We start from the raw sequence: 21,402 nt of genomic DNA on the forward strand, positions 1-21,402 counted from the left end.
AATATTATATGGATTACCTCTTCGTACACGACCACCATCACTTCTCTCTCTAAACACTCTTTTGAGCCTATCCTCGAGCCAACAATTTACATCATATTCTAAAAATCCATACTGACCTTGAAAATGACCTCTTTGTCCCCATATGCTTTGAAATGAGAAGCACAACCATCCTAGTCAGTAAAATGCAGTACAAATGGACAAATATCGATGACATGAGTACGATTTAAATAACTAAGTAATAACATATTTCTGAAAATGGGAATTTATACAGATATTCGATAATATTTTATTAGAAAATCATTCTTTCTTTAAAAACCCAAGAGTTCTCATCATATTTTAAAATCATAAGAGCACTTTGAGAAGTATTGTTAGTACCTATAGAATAGAAAATAATTGCATAATCCTTGCTAACTGTAAAAAATGGCTTGGAAAGATATATAAAAGGATTTTTTAATTCTCTAGGATCCCCTTTTTTCTTATGAGGGTACAATTCAAAATTGCTATAACAGATAAATTTTTTATTGATTTTTAAATTATCACAGTTAAGTGCATTTAAGCCCTGAAGCTGCCTGCTAATTGTACTTTTAGATTTGCTTAGTTCAACACTACTTTCTTGAGATAATAAAATTGTTTGTTGCAAATAATAAGGCTTATCCTCATCAAGCATTTCTATTAATTCATCAACTCTAGTATTAACATTTAAAACAAAGCTTACTTTTTCATCTTTATAAACGTTTTCTAAATGAGAAGCCGCAACGTTTGAAACATCTGCTGCTTCATTATTTTGCAAAAAATCACTGTTATAGGTTTTACAACTTAAAAGTAGTACTATTAAAAATAAAATTAGTCGCATGGCTCTGTAGTATTGATATTGTTTCCTTTAGACTCATAAGAATAGATTGTTCCATCTGGATGGTGAAATTCTAAACTACTGTTATCCTGTTCTACTGCAATAGTATTAATAATATCTAGCCATTCTGTATTAACGTTATCAGGGTTATCTGTTTCATCGTCTGGAACTAAATATTTTGGATATAAATTTTTGAAAGATTCTGTCTCGGTCAGTCCCGCCCAGCTTAATTTTTCATAATAAGTAAATGATTCATCTAAACCTATACCTCTACCATATTCAGAAACAGAAGTAGCTATAGAAGAAACAAATTCTGACATAGCTTCATGGTGAGTAATATTTAAATCAACATCCAATCCAGCCCTATATTCACTGTAAGCCTCTACTAAATCCGCATACCCCTCTAATGGTGTTCCATCATCATTTACCAGATGTCCATCTTCGTGCATATAAACTAAAACTGCGTGTAGACTTTCGTGTATAGCTGTTCTAGCTAAAGACAAATTTGTTGTAGTAGTCAGATATGATTCTCTGAACTTTATTTTGACATCACAAGTTCTTGTAGATGTATTGTAAAGAAAGGTTGGTCTTGTTGCTGCGTTTCCAGATACATCATCACTAGAATCTAATGTCAAATTTGTTTCACTATTCACTTCAAAAGTCCTATTGATTAGAGTAGTTAAAGGAGAACTTAAACCAATAGCAACCTCTATAATATTTTTGTGGCAAGGCTTAGAACGTAAATTTTCTGTGTAAATTATGTTTTCAACCTCCTCACAGTTCCCATAATAATCTTGATTGCTTCCATCTTCACACTTCATTTTCTCACAACCGTGCAAAGAGTCTCCACAAGGAAAGAGAGGCTCACCAGCACTAGAACCTCCTGGGTTGTAATGTGAATTACCAGAACTACCGCCCAATGGCACTTCTACATCACCATTATTAACACCTATACTTATCCCACCTCCACGTGGTGGAAATGTAAATATTGTCACAGATCCATTATTTATAGCACTCCCGCTACCGCTACTTGTTAAAATAATTTCATCAATTCCTTGCACTCCACAAGTATAATAAAACTCATCACATGATTCAAGCTCGACTACCCTTAGAGATTTGGACTTTGGAGATGACAAGCTACCTACAAATCTTGAAACAAAAACTCCACCTCTTAAGCGAAATCCATTAACAAATTCTCCATCTTCGTTTAAAATCACTAATATATTTGTGCCCTTATTTATTTCATCCTCAGATTTTGAGGCGTAGAAAAACGAATAATAACCTTTAATCTCATTATTTTCCTTTATTAAGAAAAACTCACCAAGCACATTAGAGTCAGTATTAGTATTAAAAACAGGAAGAGTCACATTACTTCCTACTATCGACTTATAAGTTAATGACTTCCCATCAAGGGAAGGTAAAATGATATTATTTTTAGTGCGTGCGCCATTATTTAAAATTTTGGTAGCATATTTTAAAGCGTCGCTCTCCTCAACTGTTTGAATAGACATAAACTCATCTTGAACCACGAGGTCAATTACTTAGTTGTCACTTTGACAACAAACAATAATTATTGCCATGAAAAATAAGGATAAGCCTTTCAAAAATGATGTTTTGTTTTGTTTCATTTGTTTGTTTGCTTGTTGCATAATTTATAATTTGGAGTAAACGTACTACAAATCAGTGAGCTAAAAAAAAGGAAATCCGTAAAATGAAGATATTTTTCTTAAAAAAAGTCTGCTTTCGCGAAAGCGTATACATAAAACATCAAACCTAAAGAGTTTCTCTAGCTTAATCGCTTTACAAACTTTATTGATATTAAAAACGCCTCCAGATGAAGGCGTTTTTTGTTTAATTCTTTAAAGAGGCCTACGAAATATACTGATCCATTATCGGCACAGACACCTCTTTACTCCTACTTATGGCAATGCCATTAAGTTCATTAGTGAGCACAAACATTGCTTTGAGTTCAAGAGCATAGCCGTCTTTTTCATCTCGCATTGCCTCAATAACCTTATTACTTACAAGGGAATTACCAGGTCTAACGGAGCTAGGGTCTTTTTGTAATTGGAATTTAAAACGGGCGGTAACATTACCATTACTTGCCTTATAACTCTTACCAAGCTTGTTATAAATCATATCATCCTCGTTAGAGTAAGCGTCTTTTACTTGCTCAACATCTAATTGACAATGCAACTCATTAATGAGCGGCATCATAATATCTTCCTCTCCATCTACGTCGTAAACAAATCCTTGTACGTAGTAGATAACATCGAGTTGCTTATCTAGATTACTGAAAATAATATCTGTTTTAATCTCTATATCAATACCGCTTGACGCGTTACCAATAACTTTTAATAATGTAGCTTGTAGTTTTGCCATTGTATGTTGTTTTTATGATTACTACTCCAAAATTATAACGAGACACATACAATTCAATATCACTCCACCCTTAAAACATAACGTTAAAATACTTATTACCAGTGCCTTAAAACCCCTCTAAAATCCCATAAATACATTGAACATTCGGTCTTTATCAAGTTAATTGACCTTAAGAAGATCTCTGTTTTATAAAAGTCCGCTTTCGCGAAAGCGTGAAAACCATTGCCACACATTTTTAAATCATTCTGTTTAAATAGTATATTTGCATAACTACACAGACTATGAAATATAAAAGAATATTACTTAAACTTTCTGGTGAGGCCTTAATGGGAGATCGCCAGTACGGAATAGATCCTAACCGTCTTGCAGAATATGCAGAAGACATTAAAGCAGTAACAGAAAAAGGTGTTGAAGTTGCTATTGTTATAGGTGGCGGAAATATATTTAGAGGTGTAGCGGGAGCTAGCAAAGGAATGGATCGCGTACAAAGTGATCACATGGGAATGCTTGCCACTGTAATAAACGGTCTTGCACTTCAAGACGCACTAGAACAAGCAAACGTAAAAACAAGATTGCAAACAGCTATTAAAATTAATGAAGTGGCTGAGCCTTTTATACGTCGTAAAGCAATGGCACATCTCAATAAAGGACGTGTGGTTATCTTTGGTGGAGGTACAGGTAATCCTTACTTTACTACAGACTCTGCTGCGGTATTGAGAGCAATCGAGATAGAGGCAGATGTTATTTTAAAAGGAACGAGAGTAGATGGTATTTACAACTCGGATCCTGAGAAAAATACAGATGCTATTAAGTATGATCATATCTCTTTTGACGATGTGCTACGCAAAGGATTAAAGGTGATGGACACTACGGCTTTTACATTAAGTCAAGAAAATGAGTTACCTATTATTGTTTTTGATATGAATACTCGTGGCAACTTGATGAAAGTGGTCTCTGGTGACGCTATAGGTACTACCGTAAACTAATACCAAGAGAATTGGCTCAATTTTTGTAAACTTGCTATCATAATTATATTACCATGAACGAAGATTTAAAATTTATAATAGATACTGCCAAAGAAGCAATGGACGATGCCATTGTACACTTAGCAAAACGATTACTTACTATACGTGCTGGAAAAGCAAGCCCGGCAATGCTACAAGGTTTAATGGTTAACTATTACGGAAGCCCTACTCCTTTGAGTCAAGTGGCAAATGTAAACACTCCAGATGGTCGTACGATTACTGTACAACCATGGGAAAAAAGCCTTATGCAAGAGATTGAAAAGGCTATTATAAATGCAAACCTAGGCTTTAACCCAATGAATAACGGGGAAAACATTATCATTAATGTACCGCCACTTACAGAGGAAAGACGTAAAGATCTTGTAAAACAAGCGCGTGCAGAGGCAGAAGACTCAAAAGTAGGTGTGCGTAATGATCGCAAAAACGCAAATAATGATATCAAAAAAGTAGATGACGCATCTGATGATGAAAAGGCAAATGCAGAAGTAGATATCCAGAAGCTTACTGATATTCATATCAAGAAAATAGAAGACGTTCTTAGCAAGAAAGAAGCTGAGATCATGACTGTATAATAGTACAGACGTTAAACAATTATAAAAAAGCGACCTCATGGTCGCTTTTTTGATACATTTACCTTTCAACCTACTCTATGCGTCAGTTTATAATTGTCTATCTCTTATGCTTAAGTTTTACTGCGATAGCTCAGAATGAGCCAGACGTGCAGCGCATTATCAATCAAGCAATTGAAAATAAAGTTAAGAACGACCCGAGAGAGGTACTCGCTTCTTATACATATGACGTTTATGAGAAAACGGTAATTACAGACAGCCTTAATGGAAGTACGCATAACTTCTTTTCTGAAAAAGTAAGCCAACTTCAATTTACAGGGGATCAACAGTTTTCGGAGAATATTATTGGATATCAGCTTGCTGGTTTTAAGAATCCGCGATACGAGGTGTTTGCTGTAAACGTACAATCAAGATCATTTTATGATGATGACTTTGTAATTTTCAATAATCGATATGCGGGAATTCTCTCAACAAGAGGAATGCGCAATTATAATTACAGTGTTACTTCTAGCGCTGTAAATGGTGATTACCAAGTAAGTTTTAGCCCTAAAAAACCTAAGAAAATTCCTGGGCTTACTGGGACAATGACCTTAGATAAAAACACACTCGCTATAAAAGGCGTGCAAGTGCGTATTACAGATAAGCTTAACATTATTCTTAATCAAGAGTACACCTACATAGAAGACGCAAACATTTATTTACCGAAACAGCGAGAATTATTTCTTGATAAAGGAAGTGAAGATCGCAAGCTTTCTTTCTTTAAAGGGCGTATCTCTATAGGTACTATAGAAAACGAAGTGCTGGAAGATATGGTCACTCGTAAGTTTCTTGTAGCTACTACAAGAATGAGTAATTACAATGTGAACAAGGAGGTTACCATTCCAGATTCTAAGTATGCGATTACTTTTAAGGAAGGTGCAAGCGAGCAACCAGAATCGTTCTGGCAAAACTATCGCACGACACCGTTATCTAGCAAAGATGAACGCAGTTTCTCAGAACTAGAGCGCATTGTAAATGCCGAAAACATAGAACGTCGATTAGGGACTACTAATAATTTTAGTATTGGTTATTTTAGCTTTGACGCCTTTGATTTTGACCTTACCTATCCTGTAAAATTCAATAATTATGAGGGTTTGAGACTTGGACTTGGCGGAGTGACTAATGAGTCTTTCTCTAAGCGTTTCCGCATAGAAGGCTATGCTGCTTATGGATTTAAAGACCAAGATATCAAGTATGGTATAGGTGCTGGTTATCTTCTCGATCCAGACAAGGGAGCATGGATTTCTGGAACGTACAACAGTGACCTAGAAGAAGTAGGTAATTATGCATACTTAACAGATCGCCGTGTGTATTCCCTCTTTGAACCACGCCTAGTAAACATCACCCAGTTTTATAAACACCGCACTACCCGTTTAAATCTAGAATACAGATTAACACCACAATTGCTTTCTGAGTTGCAAATTGCTCATAGAAGACTAGATCAGACAACACCTTATCGCTATAATAACGATGGGAACATCATACGTAATTATGATATTTCTGAAGCAACAGCCTCTTTCCGCTGGAGTCCATCTAATAAATATTTAAAAACAGAAAATGATATTGTCCCTGTTTATGAGGGCTACCCTATAATTTCTGGTCAGGTATCTCAAGCTATTGATGGTCTAGGAGGGGATCTTGCATTTACAAAACTTGCCGCCAAAGTATTTTACAGAGTAGACAGACTCAACAAATCTGCTACGGAGTTTCTGGTAGAAGGAAATGTTGGTTTTGGAGATTTACCTATCACCCACCTATTCCACGCATTTCCTAATGCTCCTACTAAGGAAACGATACTTCAGCGTTTTTCGGTGGCTGGGGTTAATAGTTTTGAGACTATGTTTTTTGGTGAATTCTTTTCAGACAAGCTGCTTACTGCTCAGGTAAAACATAGACTGGCGCCATTTAATATCTCTAAGAGCTTTAAACCAGAATTGGTTTTTATAAGCCGATTTGCCATAGGAGATATAAGTAACCCAGAAGATCATCTCGACATTGGAGAGTTTGGTTCGCTTAGTAAAGGTTATACAGAAACTGGTTTTGAACTCAACAAGCTGCTTTTTGGTTTTGGAACGAGTCTCACCTACCGTTACGGAGCTTACCATTTACCTAACTGGGGAGATAACATTGCGTTTAAGTTTACATTCAATCTCAAACTGTAGTAAACCCATCGTAACCTTATTCAATCTACTGAACCTAGGTTAATTTTTTACGCTTTCGCGAAAGCGTAACCCCTACCACCTACAAGCCTTTTTCAATTTGCCCGCATATCTGCATCCAAAAGAATATCTTTGCGGTGCTAAAACAAGTCAATGGCAAAATTTCTGAGTAAAGGTTTTTGGGAGTCTGTAGCGAGTTTAATACTACGCAATCGTCCTTTGATTCTCATTCTTATTGTGGGTTTCACCATTTTCTTAGGTTTCCAATGGCGCAATATGCGCTTTACCTATACAGAGGCAAACTTACTTCCTGACGACCATGAAGTAAATCTAGAATACCAGAATTTTAAAGATAAATTTGGTGAAGAGGGAAACCTCATCGTGTTAGGAATACAAGACGAACGTCTATTTACTCCTGAAGTCCTCACTGCTTGGAATGACTTATCTGCAAAGATTGCAAAGGCAGACGCTGTTGCATTATCCCTTTCTCTTAAAGATCTCAAGATATTAGATAAACAAGAAAATCCGCAGCGATTTGATCTTGTTCCCTTCATGACAGACAGCACGCTCACTGCCGAAAGTGCTGCTAGTTATAGAAAATTACTCTTTGATGATTTACCATTTTATGAAAATCTGATTTACAACAAAGAGACAGGTACGGTGCGCTCTGCAGTGTATCTTAAGAAAGATTTAATCAACACCCCAGCGCGTTTAGACTTTGTAGTAAATGATCTTATGCCCGCTATCGCGACTTTTGAAAAAGACTACGATATCGATGTGCGCACCAGTGGGATGCCATACATACGAACGCTCAATGCTCAAAATATTATTGATGAGATAGGCATATTTGTAGGTGCAGCATTGCTAGTTACTTCTTTTATATTCTTCTTTTTCTTTAGATCATACAGAGCAACCTTTATCTCCATGATTACGGTAATAATAGGTGTGATGTGGGCTTTTGGGTTTCTAGGATTACTAGGATATGAGATCACAGTACTTACAGCTATTATCCCGCCGCTTATTATTGTGATTGGGATTCCTAACTGTATTTTCTTGATTAATAAATACCAGCAAGAATATAAAAATCACGGTAACCAAGTGAAAGCATTACAACGTGTAATTACCAAAGTAGGTAATGCGACCTTGATGACTAACATTACCACGGCATCTGGATTTGCTACTTTTATTCTTACTGAGAGTTCGCTACTAAGCGAGTTTGGTGTTGTCGCGAGTATTAATATCATCGCTATATTTTTACTTAGCTTACTTATCATTCCTATCATTTACAGTTACATGTCTCCTCCTAAGGAGAAGCACCTTAAACACCTAGGTAAAACTTGGATAGAAGGGTTTGTAAACTGGATGGAGCGCATGGTACGTACAAGACGTACTGCAATTTATGGATCAAGTGTATTATTACTTGCACTGAGTATTGTAGGTATATATCAAATACGTATTTCTGGTTCGCTTATAGAAGACATGCCTAAAAAAGCTGATTTCTATAAGGATATAAAGTTTTTTGAGGAAGAATTTGATGGGATCATGCCATTAGAAATTCTGATTGACACCAAGAAAAAACAAGGAGTCATGAAGCTTGCCACGCTTAAACGCATGGAAGAGCTAAGCGCTACCATAGAGGAGCAACCAGAACTCTCTGCTCCTATATCTATTGTAAACCTTGTGAAGTATGCAAAGCAAGCATACTTTAATGGGAATCCTAAATATTACCAACTACCTACAAGTAACGAGCGCAATTTTATACTGCCGTATGCAAAGAGTTTTGACAATGATCAAAATCTCATGGGAGCCTACGTAGATAGTACGGGTCAATATGCTAGAATTACTACCTTCATGAAAGATGTAGGTACTGATAAAATGGAGCGCGCTGAAGAAAATATCCAATTAAAAATAGACAAGCTCTTTCCAGAAGAACGATATGAGGTTACCATGACAGGTACTGCACTCGTTTTTCAGAAAGGAACAGATTACCTAGTAATGAACCTTGTGATAAGTCTATCACTTGCCATCTTACTCATCGCATTATTTATGGCGTGGATGTTTAAGTCGCTACGTATGATTATAGTGTCTCTCATTCCCAACTTATTACCACTGCTAGTTACGGCGGGCATGATGGGCTTTATAGGCATCCCTATCAAGCCATCTACAATACTTGTTTTTAGTATTGCCTTTGGTATTTCTGTAGATGATACGATTCACTTTCTGGCCAAATACCGTCAAGAGCTCAAAGCTAACAAATGGAAGATCAAAAAATCTGTTTACGGTTCGCTACGTGAGACAGGTGTAAGTATGTTTTACACCTCAATTGTATTATTCTTTGGCTTCTCTGTGTTCATGATTAGTAGCTTTGGGGGAACTGTAGCACTAGGTGGTCTTGTAAGTGCTACTCTATTATTTGCAATGCTAGCTAACCTTTTACTATTACCGTCACTGTTGTTATCCCTAGAAAAAGAGATTGCAAACAAGGACACCTTTAAAGAACCTGCACTACAAATTGTAGAACGTGAGGGTGATGAAGAAACTGCTGACAAAGAGCTTGAGTAACTAGATATTCCCTTTGTATCTTTATACAAAAAGGTATGACAGATCAGTATTTTAAGGAAGCACAAGACGAGTTACAACTTGGCGTCAACAAAAAGGGACACCCGTTTAGGTACACCACTATGGGAACGGTAGATGCTTCTGGAGTTCCTGCGCTTAGAACAGTTATACTAAGACAAGTTACAGACGATTTTAAACTGAGAATTTATACTGACAGTAGATCCAATAAAGTAGCTCAGTTACTACAGAATGATGTCACTAGCTTGCTCTTCTACCATCCTAAAAAGTTGCTGCAGATTAAAGTTACAGGAAACGCGTCTATCATTACAGATCCCGTAGAGTTGCAACGCTACTACAGCGGCGTGCAGCCTTCATCAAAAAAAGATTACACTACTACTGATGCTCCTGGCGCAGAGATTTCAAACCCAGATGCAGTAGACTACCTTGAGAACACCCACTACTTTACTATTATTGAGATTGCACCTACACATTTAGAGTTTCTTCAGCTTAAGAGACCTAACCATATTAGAGCGAGTTTTACACTTGAAGATGGAACATGGAAAGGGCAGTTTTTAAACCCTTAAGGGTACGCTTTCGCGAAAGCGTAAAAACCTTTTTTACACCTCAACTTGAGTACTGCTCCAAATCTCAATAAAGAGTAATGCGCCTTAGCGTATATTTCAGTCCATTTACCCCTTACCCTACCACAAAAATCTTTTATATTTGCCCTCTATCTAGAGAATTCATTTAAATAAGATACAATGACACATACGCCTATTATAGCGCTACTCGAAAGTGACAAAATTCATCAAGAATTTACTGTAAAAGGATGGGTAAGATCCTTCCGCGGAAACCAGTTTATCGCACTTAATGATGGTTCTACTATTAATAACCTTCAGTGTGTAGTCGATTTTGAAAATACAGACGAAGCACTTTTAAAGCGTATCACGACAGGTGCTGCCGTTGCCATCAAAGGAACCTTAGAAGAAAGTCAAGGTGGAGGGCAACGTATAGAAATAAAAGTAAAAGATATCCAGATTGAGGGAGATGCAGATCCTCAAGAATTAAAAAACACGATACTCTCTCCTAAGCGTCACACACTAGAGAAACTACGTGAGCAGGCACACTTAAGAGTTCGCACTAATACCTTTGGCGCTGTAATGCGTTTACGCTCAAAGTTATCGTTTGCCATACACGAGTATTTTAATAAAAATGGCTACTTCCATGCACATACGCCTATCATTACCGGTAGTGATGCAGAGGGAGCTGGTGAGATGTTTCGCGTAAGCGCACTGGATCCAGAAAATCCGCCGCGCACAGAAGATGGAAAGATTGATTACAGCAAAGACTTCTTTGGTAAAGAAACGAACCTTACGGTTTCTGGACAGCTAGAAGGAGAGACTTATGCATTAGGACTTGGGAAGATTTATACCTTTGGACCAACCTTTAGAGCAGAAAACAGTAACACTTCTCGTCACCTTGCAGAGTTCTGGATGGTAGAACCAGAGATGGCTTTTTGTGATCTAGATGGTAACATGGATCTTGCCGAAGATTTTATCAAGTATGTAATTAACTACGCGCTAGAAAACTGTCAAGATGATCTTGAGTTTCTAGAAAACAGATTAATTCAAGAAGATAAAAGTAAGCCAGAAGCAGATCGTGCGCCTATGCCACTGCGCGAGAAACTTAACTTTATAGTAGACAACAACTTTAAGCGTGTAAGCTATACGGAGGCAATTGACATCTTGCGTAATAGTAAGCCTAACAAGAAGAAAAAGTTCAAATACCCGATCAATGAATGGGGAGCAGATTTACAGTCTGAGCATGAGCGTTACCTTGTAGAAAAGCACTTTAACTGCCCAGTAATCTTATTTGATTACCCAGCAAACATCAAGGCGTTTTACATGCGTCTTAACGAAGATGGTAAGACCGTACGTGCTATGGATGTACTTTTCCCTGGAATAGGTGAGATGGTAGGAGGATCACAGCGTGAGGAGCGTCTAGACGTTCTTAAAGAAAAAATGGCTGCCTTAGATATCTCTGAGGAAGAGCTTTCTTGGTACCTAGACACTCGCAAGTTTGGAACGTGTACGCACAGTGGTTTTGGTCTTGGTTTTGAGCGCCTTGTGCTATTTGTAACGGGAATGACAAACATACGTGACGTAATACCTTACCCACGTTTTCCTGGTCACGCGGAGTTTTAGAATATACTTTCTTTCGCTTTCGCGAAAATTTGAATATATCAACTATTATAAATCCAATGTACTTAGGTATGTTGGATTTTTTTTGTGGAACATCCTCAATTATGTGTGCTTACTCTTGCCTGCTTACTCATATGCGAAACATCCTCCCTAGCCCTCCTTCAAAGGAGGGAATTTAAGTACAGAAATCCAAATGTTCTCACTCCTACGCGCTTACTCTTGTGGAACATCCTCCCTAGCCCTCCTTCGAAGGAGGGGACTTGAGTTCAAGTTCAACTATTGTCATCTCGACGTAAGGAGAGATCTCGTTATCTAGATTGGAGAAGTTGCTATGTTGGGGTTCTTACTCGGGTGTGCTTACTCATATGTGATTTCTCCATAGGTCGAAATGACGATGACTTGTTTTCTTCAACTTCAAGTTCAGATTCAAGTTCTCAAATCCAACTGTTCTCACTTCTGCGTGCTTACTATTGTGGAACATCCTCCCTAGCCCTCCTTCAAAGGAGGGGACTTGAGTTCAAGTTCAACTATTGTCATCTCGACGGAAGGAGAGATCTCATTATTTGGCTTAGGGAAGTTGCTTACTAGTAGTTATTACTTGAGTGTGCTCACCGTTATGCGATTTCTCCACAAGGTCGAAATGACAATGATTTAAATTTCAGTTTTAGGTTCGACTTAAACTTCGACTTCAAGTTCAGGTTCAAGTTCAACTTAAAAAGGGCATATTCGTCTCCATATATTTCATATTGTATCAATTACAATCATAAGTTGTATTTTGTAATGAAATAACAATCCAAACTATTTCTAGAATCAAATTATTAATGCGTGTTCTTTCTTTTTTAAATATTGCTTCACATTAGATTGTGATAAATAAACTTAGGACTGTTAGGAAAGAATGGACCAACCAAATTAAACAATGGAAGACGTACCAGATAATATTATCCCTGTTGAAGAGGCAGATAGCCTTTACAGGACTTATGGACAAAACAGAGCACCTTTTATAGAGGGTGGAGTAAACAAACTGTATGAAGATCTTGACAAACCTTATGAAGCGACAAGATTTGTGACTGCAGATTATGAAAAGATGAAAGCATATATGGCTTTTATCGAGAAAGAATCCAAAGAAGCTGGAGTAACTCCAAAAGGGCTTCGTATCTATTTTGGCGCTACAAAACCTGCAAAAGGGAATCCTGGAAGAGAAACTGTTTTTCTAAATCCAGTCGCTGCATTTAAAGGAATTGATGGAGATATTTCTTATGCAATTCATACAGATGTAGACGGCAATAAAGAACCAATCACGGTAGGAGATGTGATTGATGGTAAAATACCAAAGCCTTCTGATAGTAAGTTAAGTAATGGAGTCATACAGAGTTTAGCAGGTGATGATGTTATATGGCCACCACCACCAATTCAAAACGATCCTAACGATTACCACTAGAAATAAGAGGCCAGAATAATGAAAACAATAATTTATGCAGTACATATTGCAGAACTGCTTGCCGCTATTTTGGCCTCTATTTATTATTTTAAATACAAAAAGACACCTATAAAGTTTTTCTACATTTATTTATGGTATGTCCTTATTAATGAAGCTTTAGCAAGTATTCTTATACCAAAAGGTATCGTTAGTTATCACCTCACAAATATTTACGGATTAATCACATCACTTTATGTAACCTGGATTTGCCTGAGATATGTGAGAACATTATATCTCAATAGAATTATTAAATTTCTGATGCTCATAATCGGCATCACCCATATAGCTGAGTTTGTCATAAAAGGCTTTGATGAGCCTTGGGCTATTTCAAAAACGATAGGCCCACTTTTAGGAGTAGTAGCTCTTTTTATTTATTTAATTAATTTGTTCAAAAGCGCCTCTGTCATAAATCCGTTTAAAGAAACTGTTACTTATTTTTTAATAGGTTTTGCACTGTTTTTCGTTGCCTCACCAGTAATCCTTATGGCTCGTATCTATTACTTAAACAATCTCACGATGAGTTACAACCTCTCCTACATTATGGGAGCAATTGCAATTCTTATGTATACCATCTTCTCCTTTGGGTTTATCTATTCTAAAAAAGCATCTGACTTAGAAGAGAACTAGATTGCTTCCTTTATTTATGCAACAACATGCTCTACCAATAATAGCATTAGCACTGACTTCCTATAAAGGGACATTTACCCCTACCTCATGAGTAGTAGGGATAGTATACTTGTATTTCCCTAGCTTGGTTAACGTTTTATTTACATTAATACTAACCAAAATTCTAATACACATGAAAACATGTAAATTTCTAACCTTCCTTTTATTGGGCGGATTCTTAATGCTAAGCTGCGGCGGTGACCCCAAGGGCACACCTCACACAGATGATCACGATGAAGAACCTCTGGCTGCTCCTAACACCATAATTTCATTGCAAGAAGCTGAAGATATGTACCACAGATACGGTAACCAACGAGTACCGCTTATAGAAAAATCAGTAAACATTGATAAAGATGGTGACTCTATCAAGCCGGATGATGAACGTTACGTTCAGGCAACTCGCGCATTATCTATGGACTATAAAGGTCTTAAGGCATATCTGGCTTTTATTGAGCAGCAAGCTAAATCCACAAAAACAGATATCTCAGGATTACGTATTTATTTTTCTCAATATAAGAAAGGTAAAAATGACGGCAGGGCAACCGTTTTTTTAAATCCTATAATGGAGGCAGGACAGAAAGGAGACATAAGAGATGATGTCGCTTTTGCAATTAAAACAGATGGGAATAAAAGTACAGCTGTACCTGTAGGGAAGCTTATTAAGATTCCATCTGAGAAATCTAATAGAGCAGACTTAACAATGCCCATACAGAATGGAGTACAGAGTTTAGCATCAAATAAATCTCCATGGACACCGCCACCTCCATATAATGAGGATGATTATCAATAAACTACGTGATTTATGTACGAGAATTTTCAAATAGCGATGTTTACGTCTGAGTTCATAGCAGCGCTATTTGGAACTTTTTATTTTTATAAGTATAAAAATACTGACATCAATTTTTTGATATTGTTACTATGGTATATCCCTGTTAATGAGATGTTATGTCAATACATATTTCCAAGATCTGAAATTGGTTACCTATTATACAATCTCTATGATTTAATTGTTTCGAGCACGATACTTATTATGTTGAAAACTCAAATTAGACTAAAAGCTAGAAAAAACATAGTTCTTGTTCTTCTAGTCCTATGTATCACAATATTTCTAATAAGTTTATTCTTCTTTAATCCATTTAAAGAATTTTCTAAATCGAATTTCACAATTTTCACTGTCTTAGTAATAACTGCATTATTAATTTATTTTATTGACCTCTTAAATTCTGATAAAATCCTACTACTGAGCAAAAATTTATTCTTAATTATCAATCTCGGTTTTTTGATCTTTTTTATTGCTTATCCAGTTATAAGTCTAGCCAGAGAGTTTATAAGTGAAGATCCAAAAATTAATGGGTTACTTAATAACATACAGTTTACAGTGGCCATTTTATCATACCTCACTATTGCCTTTGGCTTCTATTATGGCAATAAGATAGAAATCGAAAACTAAAACAGTCATACTTAAAAACAACATACTGTACACCCTGTGGACTACCTAATATACATAGTGCTATTATTTGAGTTTGCTGCCGCAATCTCTGCCACTGTATATTATAAAAAGTACAAGTCAACCCCCTTAAAATGGATGCTACCGCTGTTATGGTATATCGCCATTAATGAGTTTACTTGCCACATACTACTAGCACCCTATAGATTTGAGATACTTTATAATTTTTACGAGGTTATCGTTTGTTTAGGCTTATTAATAATCACAAGATTGCATTTATCACATCATATACGCATCGCTATAGCAAATGTTTTAATTGCAATAAGCGCTATTGCATTTACTATTACTGCGATTACTCAAGACCCTTTTAATGACTGGCCTGTGTACTCATTTACGTTATCTACCATATTAATCATTATAGCACTCACGCTATACCTAGTAGAGCAATTAAGAAGTAATAAAATTGCAGCATATAGCAGAGATATCTTTTTGTGGGTGAGTATTGGTTTTTTAATATTCCATATCTCATATCCCGTTATAATGTTTTCGAGATACTTCCTTGTTACGGATAGTGTTTTTCTATATGAGGCAATTTTTCTTATTCAATTCATTGCAGTAATTGCGTGTTATGGCACGATTGCATTTGGTTTTTATAGAGGAGTACATTCAGCAACTTTAATAAGGCGCATCTTATGATTAAGGAGGAAGTTCTTGTCATATGGCTGGTCTGCGTGACTATTTTGTTTCTACTGTTTTTAGTAGCTACCCTATTTTGTGCGATTGCGTTATATTATCGGTTTGATAATAAGCCGCGATTGCCGTAAATACAGTTTTTCTTATTTTGATATGAAATTTTAATGTTGAGTACGTTTTCGCGAAAGCGTAATACAGCGCTCCACGAGTAAAAATCTTACAAAATCCATCTTTATAATTTATTACCTTTCAGCACTAACTTAAAGAAACCCCTACTTGAGTACTCTAATGTATATCTCAGAAATTATAGTGGCACTTGTGGCAACTATCTTCTTTTCTAAGTACAAACACCTCCCTATAAAAACCATACTGTATATTCTCTGGATAGCGGTCATCACAGAAAGTATGGCTAAAATATACTCACACTACTACCACAATAATCACTGGGCATATAACCTTTATGCATTCTTATTCTACATCTTGTTTTATAAGATGGTGTATGATCATATAGAAAATACGACTAGAAAACGTATTGTAACATGGTTATCTACAGCGATGATCATAACCATTATTATTAGAGCTTTTACAGTGCCTGTGGTCACGCACTATATGAGTATTATCTATAATATTGCCATGATCTTATTGGTCGTTTTACTTATGTATTATGCCATAGACCGTCTTAAGAGCGATGCACCTCTTAGGCTTAAAAACCAACTCGAACTTTTTGTTTTTGCTGGATACTTATTATTTGGTATCACCTTTATTCCATTAGCTCCATTTATGGTAGGCCAGATGGATTTTCAGTATTCAAAAGAATTATTGAACACCTTACGAGCAATCCAGACATTTTCTCTCGTAGTAACTAATATCATTTTAGTGTTTGGGTTTATATGGACAGACCCTAAAAAATTAAGTGCTTACGAAATGTAGGTGTTTATAGTACGCTTTCGCGAAAGCGTATTTCTAAAACCATCACACATTGACTTTGGGGTAAATGCCCTATGGGTAATCAATACCAAAATAAGTACCTTCAACATTCATTATAATTACTCCAATCCAAACTATGCTTTTTATCCAAAATCAAGATAATGGCACCTTGTTTATAGTCTTAGTGGCTATTACCATATTACTATTGCTACTAGTTGTTGTAGTGGTGCTCTTCTCTGTGTTTATGAAACGTAAGAACACCTTACTCTTAGAACAGGAGCACACAAAGAAAAAGTTTGAAAAAGAAATTGCAGAGACGCAGATAGAAATACGTGAAGAAACGCTACGCAATATAAGCTGGGAGCTCCATGATAACATAGGACAGCTACTTACGCTAGCCAAAATACAAACCCAAAATTGTGGTGGCAGCCAGCAAGATCTTGACGAGGCAGCAGCTACTATAGGCAAAGGCCTTACAGAAATAAGAGCGCTCTCTAAGCTCATAAATCCAGAGGCACTCAAAAATATGTCACTACCGGAAGCATTAAACTTAGAACTAGAACGCTTTAACAGAATGGCGTATCTAAAACCATCTCTCAAAATTACAGGAAGCCCTATTACTATAGATAAAAAGATAGAGACCATCATCTTTAGAATCTTACAAGAGTTTTTTACAAACACAATAAAACACTCCAAATCAACTAACCTTGATGTGTACCTAAACTATAAAATGGACACACTTAATGTTACCATAAAAGATAATGGCGTAGGCTTTAATTATAAAGAAGCAAGAGCAAAAAACGGCATCGGGCTTACTAACATCGAGACAAGAGCAAATCTAATAGGAGCTCTTGTAGACTACAAATCAAACGTAGGCGAGGGCACAACACTATCACTTACATACAAACCACAACCACAATGAAAACTATCGTTATTGTAGATGATCATACCTTATTGAGCCAGGCAATAAGCGGCTTAGTTAATTCTTTTGATAATTTTGAAGTACTCTACACTTGTAAAAATGGGCAAGAACTTCTGGACAATCTTCGTTTTGAAAATAAGCGTCCAGACATTATCTTAATGGATGTAAACATGCCTATTATGGATGGTATAGAAGCTACCGCACAAGTAAAGGAGCTTTACCCTACTATTCTCATACTAGCACTCTCTGTTGAAGAGGATGACCACACTATCTTACAAATGATACGCGCAGGCGCAAAAGGATATTTACTTAAGGACACCGAAAAAAAGACACTTGAAAATGCTCTCAACGAACTTGCATTAAATGGTTATTATCACACCAATACGGTGAGCCAACTACTTGTAAAAAGCCTAAATGGCAACAACAAAGATGCATTGCGAGATCGAGAGATCGAATTTATAAAACATGCCTGTACAGAGATGACTTATAATGAGATTGCAGATGTTATGTTTTTGAGTCCAAAAACTGTGCAAGGATATCGTGATAGCGTATTCTCAAAACTCAACTTAAAAAACAGGACAGGCTTGGTGATTTATGCACTTAAAAATGGGCTATTTAGACCCTAATAAGATGAAAATATAGGTTACGTTAATCTAGCCACTGCTTTAAGTACTTGCTCTAGCTTAGGCACATCAATCTCCTCTTGTGAATGATATCTAAGCGAGCGCAATTGCTTACGGCCTTCTCCAGCAATTAAAACATCATCAAATCCCTGTACAAGTATCCCCTTAGGAAAACCTATATCTACAAAAGTCTTTCTGAAATTTAAAAAGCAGAACATTTTACCGTTTAAGCTATAAAATGGTAAATGCCATTTATAACCCTCCTCTACGTCAGGAACGGTACGCTTAATCACTGCTTGCAACTCCATAAGCATAGAGCACCAAGGCTCTGGTTTAGCGAGGATGTATTCTTCGGCTGGGTTCATTGTTTTATTTTTTTTCTCTGTAATCTATATTTTTTTTACGCTTTCGCGAAAGCAAAACAACTCCTACTACATTACTAACTTGATAAAATGACATTGTGATGTGACATTGATTGTAGCTATTCAAAAAAACTATTGTGATGAATGCTTATCTTTCGCCTAGTAATCTCACTTCAATATAAGACAAAATACCTGATTCTTTATGATTGACTTATCTGGCTTAGACGTTGCCATTATTATTGCTCTTTTTGTAATCATTTTAGGCGTAGGTTTTTACGTAGGGAAAAGCGCAGGAAAAAATACCACGCAGTACTTTCTATCGGGTCGTAATATGCCGTGGTGGCTTTTAGGGCTTTCTATGGTGGCTACAACATTCTCTACAGATACTCCTAATCTTGTTACAGATATTGTACGTACTAACGGCGTCTCAGGTAACTGGGTATGGTGGGCATTTTTAGTCACTGGATTACTTACGGTATTTGTCTATGCAAAACTATGGCGCAAGTCTGAGGTAAAGACTGATATTGAGTTTTACGAACTGCGCTACGGTGGCGCTCCTGCTCGTTTTTTACGAGGATTCAGAGCGATCTACCTAGGGATTGTATTTAACGTACTCGCCATGGCTGGTGTAACTCTTGCCGCAATAAAAATAGGCGAAGTGATGCTAGGGCTTGATCCTGTGACTACTGTTGTTGTTGCTGGAGTGATTACGGTTGTTTTTAGTGCCATAGGAGGATTTAAAGGAGTTGTTTACACCGATTTTATATTATTCTTCGTCGCAATGGCAGGAGCTTTTGGAGCTGCATATTACATCGTAGGTATGCCAAAAATAGGCGGACTAGAGGCATTAATTTCGCATGAAAATGTAAAAGATAAAATCAATCTCCTTCCAGATTTTAACGATACAGAGATGCTTATCACCTTGCTCATTATACCGCTAGCGGTGCAATGGTGGAGTTCCTGGTATCCTGGCTCTGAGCCTGGAGGTGGTGGATATGTGGCGCAACGTATGCTTGCTGCCAAAGATGAAAACCACGCCATAGGAGCAACATTTTTCTATAACATCATGCACTACGCATTACGTCCATGGCCGTGGATTTTAGTAGCATTAGCGTCACTTGTAGTATTTCCAGACCTCGCAAGTATACAAGAGGCTTTCCCAAATATATCTGAAGATAAACTAGGCCAAGATCTAGCCTACTCTGCAATGCTCACGATGCTACCTAGCGGATTATTAGGTCTCGTGCTCGCATCACTCTCTGCCGCATATATGAGTACCATAAGTACGCACCTCAACTGGGGAGCATCTTACGTAGTAAATGACGTGTATGCACAACAAATTAAACCTGACGCAACGGAAAAGCAGTTAGTCGTTGTAGGTCGCATCACCACAGCCATACTTATGATAGTGAGTGCAGCTATAGCACTGGCGCTTACAAATGCAAAGCAACTCTTTGATATTATACTAATGTTTGGCGCAGGTACAGGACTCATTTTTATTTTGAGATGGTTCTGGTGGCGTATTAATGCGTGGACAGAGATCAGCGCCATGCTTGCCTCTGGTGTGATTTCTATCCTCATAGAGTTTACTTCACTGGGAGAAACGCTTTTTGGAGCTAGCGGAATGTTACCAGCGTATGCAAAATTTCCTTTTGTGGTATTTAGCTCGACGCTTATTTGGGTTGTTGTCACTTATCTTACACAACCAGAAACTAAAGAAACACTTTATGCGTTCTATAAAAAAACACAACCTGGAGGCCCAGGATGGAAGAAAATTATACTTCAAGCAGACCAAGAACAAGTAAACATCATAAAAACTACAGAAAAGTGGAGTGTCCCTATGGGAATTGTCGCCATGTTACTAGGTTGTGTATTAATTTATGGAGCTTTATTTACTACTGGTTACTTCATTTATGGCCAACTTACTAATGCATTCATCGGCCTTAGTATTTGCGCTATATCTGGAGGATTACTGCTTAGTGTTTGGAAAAAAATTAAAGGAAAAGTACTATAATGAGACTATCAATATTTATTACCCTTTTGTGTTTAAGCTTAGGACTACAAGCGCAAGAAACTACAGAGACATATCAAAAGGCTATCTCTTTATTAAAAAAAACGCCAGAGTTCAAACAGACGGGAGCCACAGCTATCACAGCTTCTAAGCAAACAGTGAGTTTTACAAACCAAGCCTATGCCTTCTGGCTAGATGGAATGGACACACGTTTTGCAGATAAGGATTTTGAGAATTTCTTTGGTGATTTATATCAGCCTATTGAGATTCCAGCTTTCAAAAAAGTGCGAGAAAAGAGAAGATCTCGCTACCAGCTTTATGTTTCTGAGACCGAGAATGATATGTTTGTGATAGAAATGCTTTCGCGAAAGCGTAAACGTACCGCAAAGTATCCTACGTTTTATCAAGGAGGAAGTACCTCATTTTTATTTGAAAAAACAGCAACAGGCGTTCGACTTGTTGAAACACTAACGCTGCAGAATAACTAGCG

At 37.0% G+C, this 21,402-nt stretch carries 20 protein-coding genes; 16 read left to right on the top strand and 4 right to left on the bottom strand.

The window, feature by feature from the left end:
* Positions 1-289 precede the first annotated feature (289 nt).
* The 3 genes from KRODI_RS03450 to KRODI_RS03460 all read right to left on the bottom strand — a co-directional run bounded on the left by KRODI_RS03450 (position 290) and on the right by KRODI_RS03460 (position 3,232).
* Positions 290-790: a hypothetical protein gene (locus tag KRODI_RS03450; protein WP_144783010.1), complete on the bottom strand. Its 501-nt coding sequence runs from the start codon at positions 788-790 to the stop codon at positions 290-292.
* 53 nt (positions 791-843) lie between these two features.
* Positions 844-2,361 carry a hypothetical protein gene (locus KRODI_RS03455; protein ID WP_013750182.1) on the bottom strand — a complete coding sequence of 506 codons (1,518 nt, stop codon included), beginning with the start codon at positions 2,359-2,361 and terminating at the stop codon, positions 844-846.
* A 358-nt stretch (positions 2,362-2,719) separates the two neighbouring features.
* A complete protein-coding gene (locus tag KRODI_RS03460; protein ID WP_013750183.1) occupies positions 2,720-3,232 on the bottom strand; it encodes a hypothetical protein in 513 nt (170 codons plus the stop codon).
* Between the two features lie 281 nt (positions 3,233-3,513).
* Between KRODI_RS03460 and pyrH the strand changes: the two genes are divergently transcribed.
* From pyrH to KRODI_RS03530, 14 genes are all read left to right on the top strand, one after another.
* Positions 3,514-4,218: a UMP kinase gene (pyrH, locus tag KRODI_RS03465; RefSeq protein WP_013750184.1), complete on the top strand. Its 705-nt coding sequence runs from the start codon at positions 3,514-3,516 to the stop codon at positions 4,216-4,218.
* A gap of 53 nt (positions 4,219-4,271) precedes the next feature.
* Positions 4,272-4,829 carry a ribosome recycling factor gene (gene frr / locus KRODI_RS03470; protein WP_013750185.1) on the top strand — a complete coding sequence of 186 codons (558 nt, stop codon included), beginning with the start codon at positions 4,272-4,274 and terminating at the stop codon, positions 4,827-4,829.
* 77 nt (positions 4,830-4,906) lie between these two features.
* A complete protein-coding gene (locus KRODI_RS03475) occupies positions 4,907-7,027 on the top strand; it encodes a DUF5686 family protein (protein WP_013750186.1) in 2,121 nt (706 codons plus the stop codon).
* A 150-nt stretch (positions 7,028-7,177) separates the two neighbouring features.
* Positions 7,178-9,586, top strand: coding sequence for an efflux RND transporter permease subunit (locus KRODI_RS03480; protein ID WP_013750187.1), 2,409 nt, complete (start codon positions 7,178-7,180; stop codon positions 9,584-9,586).
* 35 nt (positions 9,587-9,621) lie between these two features.
* Entirely contained in the window at positions 9,622-10,167 is a 546-nt protein-coding gene (locus KRODI_RS03485) for a pyridoxamine 5'-phosphate oxidase family protein (RefSeq protein WP_013750188.1), read from the top strand.
* Positions 10,168-10,344: 177 nt separating this feature from the next.
* Positions 10,345-11,787, top strand: a complete 1,443-nt coding sequence (asnS, locus tag KRODI_RS03490; RefSeq protein WP_013750189.1) for an asparagine--tRNA ligase — start codon at positions 10,345-10,347, stop codon at positions 11,785-11,787.
* Positions 11,788-12,700: 913 nt separating this feature from the next.
* Entirely contained in the window at positions 12,701-13,222 is a 522-nt protein-coding gene (locus KRODI_RS03495; RefSeq protein ID WP_013750190.1) for a hypothetical protein, read from the top strand.
* 18 nt (positions 13,223-13,240) lie between these two features.
* Positions 13,241-13,888 carry a hypothetical protein gene (locus KRODI_RS03500; RefSeq protein WP_013750191.1) on the top strand — a complete coding sequence of 216 codons (648 nt, stop codon included), beginning with the start codon at positions 13,241-13,243 and terminating at the stop codon, positions 13,886-13,888.
* A 172-nt stretch (positions 13,889-14,060) separates the two neighbouring features.
* A complete protein-coding gene (locus tag KRODI_RS03505; protein WP_013750192.1) occupies positions 14,061-14,717 on the top strand; it encodes a hypothetical protein in 657 nt (218 codons plus the stop codon).
* 489 nt (positions 14,718-15,206) lie between these two features.
* On the top strand, positions 15,207-15,377 hold the full coding sequence (locus KRODI_RS15565) for a hypothetical protein (RefSeq protein WP_158306998.1): 171 nt from the start codon (positions 15,207-15,209) through the stop codon (positions 15,375-15,377).
* A gap of 36 nt (positions 15,378-15,413) precedes the next feature.
* Positions 15,414-16,070, top strand: coding sequence for a hypothetical protein (locus KRODI_RS03515; protein WP_013750194.1), 657 nt, complete (start codon positions 15,414-15,416; stop codon positions 16,068-16,070).
* A 273-nt stretch (positions 16,071-16,343) separates the two neighbouring features.
* On the top strand, positions 16,344-16,997 hold the full coding sequence (locus KRODI_RS03520; protein ID WP_144783008.1) for a hypothetical protein: 654 nt from the start codon (positions 16,344-16,346) through the stop codon (positions 16,995-16,997).
* 133 nt (positions 16,998-17,130) lie between these two features.
* Positions 17,131-17,916: a sensor histidine kinase gene (locus KRODI_RS03525; protein WP_013750196.1), complete on the top strand. Its 786-nt coding sequence runs from the start codon at positions 17,131-17,133 to the stop codon at positions 17,914-17,916.
* Positions 17,913-18,542 carry a response regulator transcription factor gene (locus KRODI_RS03530; RefSeq protein WP_013750197.1) on the top strand — a complete coding sequence of 210 codons (630 nt, stop codon included), beginning with the start codon at positions 17,913-17,915 and terminating at the stop codon, positions 18,540-18,542. Before KRODI_RS03525 ends, KRODI_RS03530 begins: the two co-directional genes overlap by 4 nt.
* A gap of 17 nt (positions 18,543-18,559) precedes the next feature.
* On the opposite strand, the gene KRODI_RS03535 is transcribed toward KRODI_RS03530, so the two are convergent.
* Entirely contained in the window at positions 18,560-18,904 is a 345-nt protein-coding gene (locus tag KRODI_RS03535) for a DUF1801 domain-containing protein (protein ID WP_013750198.1), read from the bottom strand.
* Positions 18,905-19,103: 199 nt separating this feature from the next.
* Here KRODI_RS03535 and KRODI_RS03540 point away from each other — a divergent pair, with 199 nt between their 5' ends.
* Both KRODI_RS03540 and KRODI_RS03545 read left to right on the top strand, forming a co-directional pair.
* Entirely contained in the window at positions 19,104-20,915 is a 1,812-nt protein-coding gene (locus KRODI_RS03540; RefSeq protein WP_013750199.1) for a sodium:solute symporter family protein, read from the top strand.
* Positions 20,915-21,400, top strand: a complete 486-nt coding sequence (locus KRODI_RS03545; protein WP_013750200.1) for a hypothetical protein — start codon at positions 20,915-20,917, stop codon at positions 21,398-21,400. The genes KRODI_RS03540 and KRODI_RS03545 overlap by 1 nt, the downstream gene beginning before the upstream one ends.
* Positions 21,401-21,402 lie beyond the last annotated feature (2 nt).

The organism is Dokdonia sp. 4H-3-7-5 (assembly GCF_000212355.1).
GTDB lineage: Bacteria > Bacteroidota > Bacteroidia > Flavobacteriales > Flavobacteriaceae > Dokdonia.

Bases quoted from the DNA above. Each gene is read 5' to 3' on its own strand.
- KRODI_RS03540 (WP_013750199.1), top strand. From the start codon at position 19,104: ATGATTGACTTATCTGGCTTAGACGTTGCCATTATTATTGCTCTTTTT.
- KRODI_RS03525 (WP_013750196.1), top strand. From the start codon at position 17,131: ATGCTTTTTATCCAAAATCAAGATAATGGCACCTTGTTTATAGTCTTA.
- KRODI_RS03545 (WP_013750200.1), top strand. From the start codon at position 20,915: ATGAGACTATCAATATTTATTACCCTTTTGTGTTTAAGCTTAGGACTA.
- KRODI_RS03505 (WP_013750192.1), top strand. From the start codon at position 14,061: ATGAAAACATGTAAATTTCTAACCTTCCTTTTATTGGGCGGATTCTTA.
- KRODI_RS03460 (WP_013750183.1), bottom strand. From the start codon at position 3,232: ATGGCAAAACTACAAGCTACATTATTAAAAGTTATTGGTAACGCGTCA.
- KRODI_RS03535 (WP_013750198.1), bottom strand. From the start codon at position 18,904: ATGAACCCAGCCGAAGAATACATCCTCGCTAAACCAGAGCCTTGGTGC.
- frr (WP_013750185.1), top strand. From the start codon at position 4,272: ATGAACGAAGATTTAAAATTTATAATAGATACTGCCAAAGAAGCAATG.
- KRODI_RS03495 (WP_013750190.1), top strand. From the start codon at position 12,701: ATGGAAGACGTACCAGATAATATTATCCCTGTTGAAGAGGCAGATAGC.
- asnS (WP_013750189.1), top strand. From the start codon at position 10,345: ATGACACATACGCCTATTATAGCGCTACTCGAAAGTGACAAAATTCAT.
- KRODI_RS03475 (WP_013750186.1), top strand. From the start codon at position 4,907: ATGCGTCAGTTTATAATTGTCTATCTCTTATGCTTAAGTTTTACTGCG.
- KRODI_RS03485 (WP_013750188.1), top strand. From the start codon at position 9,622: ATGACAGATCAGTATTTTAAGGAAGCACAAGACGAGTTACAACTTGGC.
- KRODI_RS03500 (WP_013750191.1), top strand. From the start codon at position 13,241: ATGAAAACAATAATTTATGCAGTACATATTGCAGAACTGCTTGCCGCT.
- KRODI_RS03530 (WP_013750197.1), top strand. From the start codon at position 17,913: ATGAAAACTATCGTTATTGTAGATGATCATACCTTATTGAGCCAGGCA.
- KRODI_RS03480 (WP_013750187.1), top strand. From the start codon at position 7,178: ATGGCAAAATTTCTGAGTAAAGGTTTTTGGGAGTCTGTAGCGAGTTTA.
- KRODI_RS03455 (WP_013750182.1), bottom strand. From the start codon at position 2,361: ATGTCTATTCAAACAGTTGAGGAGAGCGACGCTTTAAAATATGCTACC.
- pyrH (WP_013750184.1), top strand. From the start codon at position 3,514: ATGAAATATAAAAGAATATTACTTAAACTTTCTGGTGAGGCCTTAATG.